Source organism: Actinocrinis sp., assembly GCF_035605935.1.
Classification (GTDB): domain Bacteria; phylum Actinomycetota; class Actinomycetes; order Streptomycetales; family Catenulisporaceae; genus Actinocrinis.
Genome location: NZ_DATNGK010000159.1, coordinates 1 through 9,538 on the forward strand (window position 1 = coordinate 1; position 9,538 = coordinate 9,538).

Below are 9,538 nucleotides of genomic sequence, written 5' to 3' on the forward strand. Positions count from 1 at the left end.
GCCGCAGCAGCATGCGGTTCGGGCTCCGCCCGACGGGCGCCGCGCCCAAAACCCCGCCCGAGACGAATAAAGGTTCATTTATCAGCGCCCCGTGAATTGCCCTGAGCTGCTGCCATCACCACATAGCACGAAACGGTCACTCGCGACCCGAGCAGTTGAGCGCAGTTAAACACAGTTGACCGCGCCACCTCCGGCGAGGCGGCGGACTGGCTGCGGCGAGGCTGCGGGCTGGCATGATGGGCGCGTGACTGATCGTGCCATTGCCGCGTGTGACGGCGCCTGCAAGGGGAATCCGGGGCCCGCCGCTTGGGCATGGGTGCTCGTGGAGGACGTGGACAGCGGCAGTGGACGGTGGGCGGCGGGGCCGCTGGGTGATGCCACGAACAACGTCGCCGAGCTGACCGCCCTCGAGCAGTTGCTGTCGGCAGCGCCCGCCACTGTGCCGCTTGAGGTGCGGATGGACTCGCAGTACGCGATGAACGCCGTCACCAAGTGGCTGCCCGGCTGGAAACGGCGCGGGTGGAAAACTGCCTCGGGTGGCCCGGTGGCGAACCGCGAGCTGATCGTGCGCATCGACGCGCTGCTCGCGGACCGCGAGGTGAAGTTCGTCTATGTGCCGGCGCACCAGGTCGGCGGCGACCCGCTCAACGCCTTCGCGGATCAGGCGGCGAGCGACGCCGCGATCAGCCAGCGGCCGGCCGGCGGAGCCCTTCCCGACACGGCGCAGGTACTGACGGGTGCCGGGATACCGACCGGCTCCGCCGGACAGCGGACCTTCGCGCCGCGCGGCACACAGGCTGCGCGGACGGCGAACCCGGCCCGAACGCTCGCAGCGAAGTACCCCGGTACCTGCCGCTGCGGTAAGCGCTACGAGGCAGGCGCTCAGATCGCCAAGAACCCGAAGGGCTGGGGCCACCCCGAGTGCGCGGCGCAGCCGGCTAGTTCGTGAGCGTTGCGCTTGCCGGAAACCCCATCCGGGCAGTTCAGAGACGATGCATAGCCGAGGCCGGTGTTGCGTAAGGTGCCTGTTGCACGCTGGACCACCGCAGCAGCCTGACACAACCAGACGGTACCGAAGAGCCTGCTCAAACGCGCGCATCGTGTATTCGAGCCCCACAAGTCACTGCACTCTCATTCACCCTATGGATGCGGCGTGTCCCGCTGCGCGACGCGTTGATTCGGCGACAGGTATGTCACCGTGTGGCACGGCCCCGTGCGCTCCGGCCGCTGGATTCTCACCTGTCGGCGTACGTGTCGCCACCGGTATCGAGTGTCCTAGCGAAGCACACGGACTGCGCAGCGCCGACGTATGGGCCGAAGTTGTCGATCCGCTCGTAACCCTCACGCTGGTAGAACCTGACAGCGTCAGGCTGCAAGGTGCCGGTTTCCAGCACGAGCTCGAGTACGCCGGAGTCACGCGCGCGCGCTTCGAGTTGGCGCAGGATCACGGTGGCGGCACCCGTACCGCGATAGCCGGTCTCAACGTACATGCGCTTGATCTCGGCGACGTTCGGCGACAGGAATCGCAGCCCTCCACAGCCTATGGCGTGCCCGTCGTGATCGCGGGCTACGAGAAACAGCGGTACGTCTTCAGCTGTAGGCGCAGTGCCCGGCTCGTGGTCGTCGTTTCCGTATCGGGCGTCGAGTTCAGCACGCTGCGCCGCGCGCAGCCGCGCCCCATCCGGCGAGTCCCAGGGCTCCTGCCCGACGAACACATCCATCCCGGCCTCCATGCATCCGCAACGATCGTTACCGTAACCAATGTTACGGTAACGATCGCCATGTGGGCTAGCACGGTGGGCCGACGTGCGCAGTTAGCGGAAGTGGATGAACGAGACTCCGGAGGTGGCGATGACGTGCTGGCTGTACCGGTAGTACTGCACACCGTCGTAGCTATCGGCGTAGTTGTAGTCCTCGACGCTGACCGTGCCATTGCCGACGCCGAGCACGAACGCGACGTGGCCCGCGGAGCCCGCGCCGTCCACGCCCCCGGGAAGCACGGCCACGCTGTCCACGGCAGGAACGTTGTTGACGACCAGTCCGAGGCTACGGGCGTTGGCCGCCCAGTTGCCGGCGTCGCCGAACCAACCGCCGTGCCAGCCGTTGCTGAAGTCGGAGATCTTGAGGTTGTGGCGGATCCGCCAGGCTACGAACGAGGTGCACTCGCGGGTGAGGAATCCCCAGCCGTCGCTGACGTCGATGCTGCTGCCGGCGAACGGGTAGTCGTCGGTGCCACCGCCGGCTATGTAGGTTCCTGCGGACCACAGTGGCTTGTTGTCGGTGCGGTAGACGACGACGTTGCCGTCATCCTGCAGGGCGAGGTAAGCACCCGGGTAGCGGTTCGTGTTCGTGGCCCATAGGGCCTTGTTCGCGCTGCTGTAGACGACCAGGTTCCCGTCGCTCTGCATGTCGGCTCGGGCCCCCGCGTTGCCTTCGGTTCCGGTCGACCAGAGCGGAACGTTGGCGAGGGTGTACTCGACGAGATTGCCGTTCGGCTGCATCGTCAGCCGGTATTCCCCGGACGCCAAGGTGAGCGACTGGCCCGCGGTGAGCTGCTGTCCGGATGCCATCACGCTCGAAGCCGCAGGACGGACCGCGGCGGGATCGGCACTACCCGCCCACGCAGGTGCGCCGGTCGTCGCGAGGACCGTGACCGCGAGCGCCGCGGCGGAAAGAGGGAAAACCGCGCGCATACACGGGTTCGACTGCCACGAAAACATGGCTGACCTTTCGAAGAGAATACCGCTCCCTGCGCGCCACTGTGGCGAACGCTGCGGGACTGAGAGCCGTGGTTGAGAAGCCGGCGCGAAGAGCCTCGCGAAGTCGGCGGCATTCGTCAGGACAGCTATTCGCGCTACACGCATCCATCGGTCTTACGACCCACACGCGGGTGGTGCGTTCACGGGACGTGACGCGAAGGACCACGTGGATGCAGGATTTGGCCGCTGGGCCGTCGCTCAGACAAGAATCGACGCATCGGAGAAAACGCGATGTCACTGGCGTGCTCATCACGCACGAGCATCAGTATTCGGATCGGATTCGCGATTGCCGCGGCGCTGGTCACCGGACTGGTTCCGGCTGCGTCGGAGACGAGCCGCGCTGAAGCCTCCGCCGTGGCGGCGCCAACCGTCCTAGGGATCGACGTGTCCGCGTCAGACGGCAACGTCGACTGGCAGAAGGTCTACAGCGCCGGTTATCGCTTTGCGATGGTGAGTGCTGCTGACGGCGCTGTTCAGAACCCCTCGTTCGCCGGCCAGTACCTCGGAGCCGAGTACGCCGGAATGCTGCGAGGTGCGTACTTCTTCGCTGAACCCGCATTCCAGTCGGGAACAACCCACGCCGACTGGTTCCTCGACCAGATCGGCTACGCCGCCGACGGCACTACGCTGCCGCCGACGCTCGACGTCGAGCAGAACACGAACCTCGGGCGCTGCGACGGTGAGTCGCCCGGCGTCTGGCTCCAGTATGTGCGCGACTTCGTCAGCGAGGTGAAGAAGCGCACCGGCCAGGACGCGCTGCTCTACACCAATCCCGACACGTGGACAAACTGCGTTGCCGACAGCGGGGCCTTCGCCGCCACCGACCCGCTGTGGCTCGCGCAATGGGCCGCGAATCCGACGGGTCTGTTCGGCGGCTGGACCTACTACACCTTCTGGCAGTTCAGCGGTTCCGGATCGGTCCCGGGTGTCACCGGCGCCGCCGATCTGGACATCTTCAACGGGTCGATGACCCAGCTGCGCAAGTTCGCGCCAGGGACACCGTCCGGTAAGCCATACCAGGTGGCCGCAGTGGACTCCGCCGGATTGGCCGTGCAGTCCCAGCCCCGCGCCAACCACGTGGTCGCCTTTGCGCCGTCCGGGGCCACGTTATATGTACAGTGCCAGACGCGGAATGGCGATCAAGTCGACGGGCGCACTCAGTATGGTAGGCCGTTCACTACCTGGGATCGGCTCTCGGACGGCAACTGGGTCTATGACTGGTATCTCAACACTCCCCCGGTCGCGGCCGATGGCTATTCACCCGGTATTGCCGCGTGCGCGGGCGGCTGATGTGCGCGGTGACCGCGGACGGCGCCTGCGCGGGCCGTGGTCACCGCGTCGAGCACTTCGAGCGAGCGCGAGAGCGCTTGGAGGAAAGGAGGCGCGATGATCCAGGTTGCCATCGTCGACGATCATCCGTTAGCTCGCCGCGGTATCACTGCCATCCTCGAGGAAGCAGGCGACATCGAGGTCGCCCTCTGTGTCGGGTCATCGGCTGATGTCCTGGAAGCCCTGCGGCAGGGAGCTGAGGCCGATGTTCTCCTGCTCGACCTTTACCACGACGAGGGCGGGCCCTGTCTCCCAGTCATCGCCGAGCTTCGCGAGATTATCAAAGTCCTGGTGATCTCGGCGTCTGCCCAACCCGCGGATGTTCTCGGCGCTGTGCGGGCCGGCGCCAGCGGCTATGTCACGAAACTCGCCGATCCAGTGATGCTGATATCAGCCGTCCGCACGGTGGCGGCGGGCGGGTTCGCGCTTTCCGCGCACCTCGCCGATCTCTTGCAGTCACAGCTGAACGGCGCGCAGACAGCCGCCGACCAAGGGACACCGCGCCCGGCCTCGGCACCACTGTTGTCCCCTCGGGAAGAGCAGACGCTGACGCTCATCGCGCGCGGATTCACGCACGCGCAGGCGGCAACGCGGATGGGCGTCACCCTCGCGACGGTGAACACGTACGTAGAACGGATCCGGGCGAAGCTGCAAGTCGGCAACAAGGCCGAGTTGACGCGAGCCGCGCTGCAGCACCTCGGCGAGAACAACCTGCGCTGAGGAGGAAGTCTCGGTCATCGCGAGCAGCGCGAGGGTCTGCGCAAGCCGCGCCAGCCGCCTTAGTTACCGAGTTCTGGCGCGGAGAAAGTCACGTCCACGGCGAGCTCGACGCTCGTGCCCATGCCGGGCCCGGACTCCACGCGTGCCCACCCGCCGACTTCCTGGAGCCGCCCGCGTATGGACTGGGGCAGGCCGCATCCGGTCGGCTGGCGCGCGGGTTCGAAGCCCTTGCCCTGGTCGACCACGGTGATCACCACGCGATGGGCCGAGGCGGAGGCGTGCACGACGGCGCGGTTGACGCCAGCGTGTTTCGCCACGTTGGTCAGTGCCTCCTCCACCGCACCGCACAGCGCCTCGACGGCCACTGCGGTGAGGCTGGCGCGAATCGGTGCACGTTGGCGCAGTGAGCTGTCGACAAGCTGAACGTCCATACCCTGTCGCGACTTGCGGGACACGACCGCCTGAAGGGCGGTGAGCAGGTCCGTTTCTTGGTCGAACGGATCGCCGCGCACCAAGGCGCGTAACCACGCGGCTTCAGCCGCTACGTGAGCACGCAGCGCGTCGTCGGCGACCCAGGGACCGCTCGCCAGGCATTCCATGGTCTGGAGTACTCGGTCGTGCAGGACGCGCGCGTGCCGCAGACGTTCGCTTTCGGTCGCCGACAGCCGTGCGTTGGCTATTGCCTCCGCACGCGCGGCATCCAATCGGCGCGCGGCATCGCGCAGTTCACGCGCGACCAGCCACGTCACTGAGGTGTCGGCGAAATAGCTGACGGTGTCAGGCACGGCATTCCACGGCCGCTCCAGGCCGAACCACATCGACGACAGGACATAGGCCGCCGCCAGTGCCGCGGTGCCCGCGAGCACCGCACGGTACCGGCGGAAGGCGATCCCTACCGCGATGCTGACCAGAATGGTAAAGCCGTACATAAAAAACGCCCACGTCAACGCGTCATGCTTGGGAGTGAGCGCGGCATTGGCAGCGAGCGCCGAAATGCAGAACACGATATCGCCCGTCATGCCGAGCGGCGCGATACGTTCGCTGCGCAGCCAGCGAAGGCACAGCACCAGGCTCTCGGCGCACACGATAAGCGCGAGGGCCAGCACGCGCGCGGGGTGTGCGTATTCGGACGTGCGCGGCAGGACGCTGATGAGGATTTGAACAACGCCCGTGACGCGAAAGAGCACCGCCGTGCGTGTGAGCACACGCGCACTCCGCCGCGCGGCGCTCGAAGTGTCCTGTCCGTCGCGCGGCGAGGTCTCTCCCAGATCCGTTGTCAGTTCGTTCCTCCCGTGGTTTTAGCGTCTATCACTGATCCGTACGTCTTGCGGAGCCGTTTGGTGTCAAGGGCATCGCCGGCCCATGCTCTGCGTGCGGACGACGCCGGGATACGCGGGAAGCCCGGGTTGGCGACGATCACGTCGCCTACCCGGGCGGGTTCCCGTGCGATGGGGTCGCGGTCAGGAGAGGGCTCCGATACTCAGGAGGTATTCCTTCAGATCCGCGGCCTCCTGTCCATGACCCTTAGCGTTGGGGTGGAACGAGTACTCCTGGTGCGTGACGATTACCCCGTTGACCCACGGATCGGCGCTGTCGCACAGCTGATGACCCCCGGTGAAGGCCTGAGTGTCGTCCACCACGGCGGCGGCTGGACCCAACCCTGGTGATGCGTTTGGTGTTACCTGTCGAAGGCTCACGTGAAGTCTCGTGTCTCGCGGATGGTCCGCTCTAAGCCGGGGGAATCGGGCCCACGCAAGATGGCCCGTAGCAAGGCGGCAACGGGTCAGCCTGCGCGGTCTGCGGTGCCAGGGCCAGCATTACGGCAGCGGTCAGAAATCCCAGCAGCGCCAACCCGCCTACGCGACTTCATGGTCTGATTCCCCTCGTCCACATGTCTGCGGGTGCTGTCTGAACACACCGAGCCGAACTTAGGTCGCGCCCGGCGTGGCCCGAAAGCCGGATGAACCGCCCACGCCGGCGTGTACCGCAGTGTTGTGGCACCACATCGTGTGGTGCGAAAGCACGACGGCCCTCGGCGATTAGCCGGAACGGCCATTACCGGAACAGGCATAATGTGGATAGCGATGGACGAGTCCTGAGCGCGGAGACGAGTGAGACATGGCGCGCAGCCGCGATCTGCCCGCACAACAGCAGCGCCTTTCAGCCGCCACCTGGGCGGTGCTTGCGCGCGACGGATTGACCGGACTGACCGTCCGTGCCGTCGCCGAGCACGCAGGCTGCACAACCGGCCTGGTCATGCACGCGTTCCCGGACAAGCGGGCGCTCCTGCGTCATGCGCGCGAGCTGCTGCACCAACAGACCGCCGAGCGCGCCGATCGGGCCGAAGCCGAAGCGGCCGGTCCAGAGGCTCGTCTGCGCGCGGTACTGCATCAGGCGGCGTTGCTCACGGAAGGCAAGCGCGACGAGGCTCGGGTCTGGCTCGCATACACGGCTGCTGCTGTGGCCGATGAGGAGCTGGCGCAGCTGCATCGGTCACACAACCGTGCGTTTGTCGCCCGCATCGATCGGCTCCTGGTCGAAGCCCGCCCGCAGTTGAACGCGACGCAGCGCCAGGACACGGCTGCCGCGCTGGTGGCCCTCGTCGAGGGTCTCAACACGCTCGCGATTCTCGATCGATCGACCTACCATCCCCGACGGCAGCGCCAAGCCATCGAAGAGGCTCTGGAACGCACACGCGGCTGACAACATGGTCTCAAGCACATGTGGCGAGACGTGAGGTCCGTCGCTGTTTTATCGGCTACCACGACCATTGCTGACTCTGACCGCCGTTGCAGGTCCACAGCTCGACTTGGGTGCCCTTGGCCGTAAGTGCGTCGGTGACGTCCAAGCACTTGCCCGACTGGACCTCGGTGATTGTGCCGTTGGCATTCACCGCCCACTGCTGATCCTCACCGCCGTCGCAGGTCCACAGCGTGACCCTGCTGCCGTCCGCAGTTTTATCGCCGTACACATCCAGGCAGTACGCGCCGCCGTCCACAGCCAACGCGCCGGCGGAAAAGCTCCACGCCTGGCCGCTGCTGCCATTACAGGTCCAGATCTCCTCCTTGGCGCCATTGATGAAAGTGCTGCCGCTGGTGTCCAGGCACTCACCGCTGTGGGCGTTGAAGAGGGGCCGTCCGCCGCCGAACGATGCGCCTGCCGGCAACACGGCTCCCAGCAGGCTCGCCGGTGTCGTTGGTGCCGTATCGGCTGGTGTGCCGTTGCCGAGGGATGGCGTTTCCCTTGGGACGCCCTCACTCGCACCCTGACTCGCGTCGGGCTGCGCCGTGGTCGCAATCGGCAGCGGGCTGGCAGCCATCGCGGCACCTGCGCCGGAGCGCGCACCGCTGGAGCCGAGGACGGCGACGGTTATGGCAGTCACAGCGCCTGCGGCGATCGCGATGGCGGACCCGCTCGCGCGCCAAAGCCTGTGACGCAGCGCCTGGGACGACGCAGGGGCGTGCCCGGCGGGATCGATGCGTGTCGAGACTGTGAACGCAGGCAAGCGGCTGGCCAGGTACGAGGCGGTCGGTCGATCGCGCGGGTTGCGCTCAAGGCAGGCCGAGACGAGTCGCAGTAGATCCGGCGGCGCGGGGATCGTGAGCGGACCCAAGGTGGCACACGCGCCCGCATTGCCGGCCTGCCGAGTCAGGACCGGCCCGCCGCCGGTCAGTGCTTCGCGCATCATGACGCCGACTGCGTACACGTCGGCGGCTGCGGAGGCGAATTCGTCGCCTGCCAATTCAGGCGCCTTATACGCAGAATCGGTTCCACCGCCGGCGTGTTGCGTATGGCCATGTTCGATTATGTCGCCGAGGTCTGCTAGGCCGAAGCCGGCCACTCGGACGTTCCACGCGCCGCCCGCGCCTGGCTCGAGCCGTACCGCCGCAGGTGCAAGGTGACCGTGTGTGAGACCTAAGGCGTGCACGGCTGCGAGCGCGTCGGAGAGTTGTGCACCGAACAGCGCCACCTGAGCGGGCGGAAGCTGCCGATGATTGCGCAGCACGGAGGACAGATCCTCCGCAGGAAGTGCCCTGGTGACGATGGCGATCCAGTCAGTTCCGTTCACCACGCTGTCTGCGGGGATCAGGTGTGGATGCGCAAGGCGCGCGACAGCGTCCAGTTTGGGCAGCAGCCTGGCCACCACCTCGCGCGGTTCGGCCGAGCCGATGTGGATCGCCGTCACGGCGTGCCCGGACCCAGTGTGCAGATCGCGGCAACTCCACACGACATGCTCGCCGATGCGCGCTACTGCTTCGATCGCTTCAAAGCGATCGGCGAGCCGTAACCGAGATTCGTACATGAGCCGTCCTTCGTGCGCGCGAGCACCGCTGCGCGCCGTCGAACGACACGGCAGCAGCCGCGATGCCCACGACCGACACTCCCGCCACGATGATCACCGGCAACGGCCGGTGCTCCGGGTTTTCGGGTATCGCCGGGCCATCGGCACCGGCGATACCGCAACGGCTCAGCGTCTCGTGTAGACCGCGAACCAGTTCACGTTCATCGCCGCGCCCGGCGTGGTCGCGGCCGACGGCGAGGTACAGGCGCACACGCCGTTCGGGAACGCTCCGCCGATGGCGAGGTCGAAGATGGCGAAGAAGCCGTGGTCGATCGCCGCCTGCCACGTGGCGACGCCGACCTGGCTTTCCTTGATGGCGAAGGTCTGCCGGCCGTCGAGGTAGAACCGGACCTGCTCCGCGGCGGTGTTGCGGCGGTCTACGATCACT

At 66.7% G+C, this 9,538-nt stretch carries 9 protein-coding genes and 1 pseudogene; 4 read left to right on the forward strand and 6 right to left on the reverse strand.

The genetic code is table 11. From position 1 onward, the window contains the following. The first annotated feature begins 244 nt into the window (after positions 1–244). Positions 245–949: a ribonuclease H gene (locus tag VN779_RS13390; protein ID WP_325723043.1), complete on the forward strand. Its 705-nt coding sequence runs from the start codon at positions 245–247 to the stop codon at positions 947–949. A gap of 286 nt (positions 950–1,235) precedes the next feature. Here the strand turns inward: VN779_RS13390 and VN779_RS13395 are convergent, their stop codons facing one another. Both VN779_RS13395 and VN779_RS13400 read right to left on the reverse strand, forming a co-directional pair. Continuing rightward, the gene (locus VN779_RS13395) at positions 1,236–1,721 is read right to left on the reverse strand and encodes a GNAT family N-acetyltransferase (RefSeq protein ID WP_325723045.1); all 486 of its coding nucleotides are present in this window, start codon (positions 1,719–1,721) and stop codon (positions 1,236–1,238) included. A 93-nt stretch (positions 1,722–1,814) separates the two neighbouring features. After that, on the reverse strand, positions 1,815–2,693 hold the full coding sequence (locus tag VN779_RS13400) for a CHAP domain-containing protein (protein ID WP_325723047.1): 879 nt from the start codon (positions 2,691–2,693) through the stop codon (positions 1,815–1,817). Positions 2,694–3,113: 420 nt separating this feature from the next. On the opposite strand from VN779_RS13400, the gene VN779_RS13405 reads away from it, so the two are divergent. Together VN779_RS13405 and VN779_RS13410 are read left to right on the forward strand one after the other, a co-directional pair. Beyond that, on the forward strand, positions 3,114–4,049 hold the full coding sequence (locus VN779_RS13405) for a GH25 family lysozyme (protein WP_325723049.1): 936 nt from the start codon (positions 3,114–3,116) through the stop codon (positions 4,047–4,049). Between the two features lie 36 nt (positions 4,050–4,085). Continuing rightward, the gene (locus VN779_RS13410) at positions 4,086–4,808 is read left to right on the forward strand and encodes a response regulator transcription factor (protein ID WP_325723051.1); all 723 of its coding nucleotides are present in this window, start codon (positions 4,086–4,088) and stop codon (positions 4,806–4,808) included. 59 nt (positions 4,809–4,867) lie between these two features. On the opposite strand, the gene VN779_RS13415 is transcribed toward VN779_RS13410, so the two are convergent. Then, entirely contained in the window at positions 4,868–6,013 is a 1,146-nt protein-coding gene (locus tag VN779_RS13415) for a sensor histidine kinase (RefSeq protein ID WP_325723054.1), read from the reverse strand. Positions 6,014–6,268: 255 nt separating this feature from the next. Beyond that, positions 6,269–6,448 carry a hypothetical protein gene (locus VN779_RS13420; RefSeq protein WP_325723058.1) on the reverse strand — a complete coding sequence of 60 codons (180 nt, stop codon included), beginning with the start codon at positions 6,446–6,448 and terminating at the stop codon, positions 6,269–6,271. A gap of 478 nt (positions 6,449–6,926) precedes the next feature. On the opposite strand from VN779_RS13420, the gene VN779_RS13425 reads away from it, so the two are divergent. Further along, positions 6,927–7,511 carry a TetR/AcrR family transcriptional regulator gene (locus VN779_RS13425; RefSeq protein WP_325723060.1) on the forward strand — a complete coding sequence of 195 codons (585 nt, stop codon included), beginning with the start codon at positions 6,927–6,929 and terminating at the stop codon, positions 7,509–7,511. Positions 7,512–7,566: 55 nt separating this feature from the next. On the opposite strand, the gene VN779_RS13430 is transcribed toward VN779_RS13425, so the two are convergent. Both VN779_RS13430 and VN779_RS13435 read right to left on the reverse strand, forming a co-directional pair. Next, on the reverse strand, positions 7,567–9,111 hold the full coding sequence (locus tag VN779_RS13430) for a ricin-type beta-trefoil lectin domain protein (protein WP_325723062.1): 1,545 nt from the start codon (positions 9,109–9,111) through the stop codon (positions 7,567–7,569). 165 nt (positions 9,112–9,276) lie between these two features. Then, positions 9,277–9,538 (reverse strand): annotated as a pseudogene (locus tag VN779_RS13435) (1,3-beta-glucanase); the annotation flags it as partial.

Bases quoted from the DNA above. Each gene is read 5' to 3' on its own strand.
- VN779_RS13395 (WP_325723045.1), bottom strand. From the start codon at position 1,721: ATGGATGTGTTCGTCGGGCAGGAGCCCTGGGACTCGCCGGATGGGGCG.
- VN779_RS13400 (WP_325723047.1), bottom strand. From the start codon at position 2,693: ATGCGCGCGGTTTTCCCTCTTTCCGCCGCGGCGCTCGCGGTCACGGTC.
- VN779_RS13425 (WP_325723060.1), top strand. From the start codon at position 6,927: ATGGCGCGCAGCCGCGATCTGCCCGCACAACAGCAGCGCCTTTCAGCC.
- VN779_RS13430 (WP_325723062.1), bottom strand. From the start codon at position 9,111: ATGTACGAATCTCGGTTACGGCTCGCCGATCGCTTTGAAGCGATCGAA.